This window comes from Rhizobacter sp. P3_B12 (assembly GCF_056402895.1).
The window spans coordinates 1-1,197 of record NZ_JBFUGN010001403.1; the positions used below are offsets into that span (position 1 = coordinate 1).

Below are 1,197 nucleotides of genomic sequence, written 5' to 3' on the forward strand. Positions count from 1 at the left end.
ACGTGGTGCTGTGCGAACACAGCTTCAGCGCCACCGGATACTCCGGCCAGAACCTGCTCGACGACCTGCGGCGCAACCAGCTGCTGCCACTGTCCACCGTCTTCATCATCGTCACCAGCGAAGCCTCGTACACGCTGGTGGCCGACGCCGCCGAGTCGGCGCTCGACAGCTACCTGCTGAAACCCCACACCGCGACCGCGCTCGGCGAGCGCCTGGTGCAGGCGCGCCGGCGCAAGAAATCGCTGGGGGAGATCTTCCTCGCGATCGAGGAAGGCGATTTCGAGCGCGGCGCCGCGCTGTGCGCTGCCCGCTTCGAGCAGCGCGGCCCGTACTGGCTGTACGCGGCGCGCATCGGCTCGGAGCTGCTGCTGCGCGTGGGCAAGCACGACGCGGCGCGCCAGATGTTCGAGGCAGTGCAGAAGACCGGCGCGATCCCGTGGGCGCGCCTGGGCATCGCGCGCAGCCAGCTCGACGCCGGCCAGCCCGGCCCGGCGCTGCGCACGCTGGAAAGCCTGATCGGCGACCATCCGAGCTTCGTCGATGCGTACGACGTGATGGGGCGCGTGCAGGTGGAGCAAGGCGACCTGCAGAGCGCGCTCGACACGTACAAGCGCGCCACCGCGCTGACGCCCGGCTCGATCACCCGGCTGCAGAAGCACGGGATGCTCGCCTTCTACATGGGCGACCGCGACGAGGCGGGCCGCATGCTGGAGCGCGCCGCCTCGGCGGGCATCAGCTCGAAGATGTTCGACTACCAGACGCTGGTGCTGCTGGCCTTCACGCGCTTCCACCAGCGCGATTCGAAGGGCCTGCAGCGCTGCCTCGACAACCTGCAGCACGCGCTGGAGAAGGTGCCGCAGAGCCGCCGCCTGCAGCGCTTCGCCGCGGTGGTCGAGGTGTTCAACCTGATGCTGCAGAAGCAGCTCGGCGCGGCCATCGCCGCGGTGCGCGAGATCACGCGCGAGCTGCGCGACCCGGGCTTCGACATGGAAGCGGCGTGCAACGTGCTGAGCATGGTGTCACAGCTGACCGCCGCCGAGCTGAACCTGGACGGCGCCGACGACTGGGTCGACGCGCTGGCGCTGCGTTTCGCGAGCGCGAAGGGGCTGGCCGAGCTGCTGGCGCGCACCGCCTCCAGCCACCCGCCGCATGCGCAGCGCGTGCGCGATGCGCAGCAGCGCATCAACGAGATGGCCG

Annotated in this window: 1 protein-coding gene; it reads left to right on the forward strand. The window is 70.3% G+C overall.

Annotated elements, in window-relative coordinates:
• Positions 1 to 1,197: tetratricopeptide repeat protein (locus AC1D01_RS35620; protein WP_477874374.1), on the forward strand; the 1,197-nt coding region annotated here is incomplete at both ends.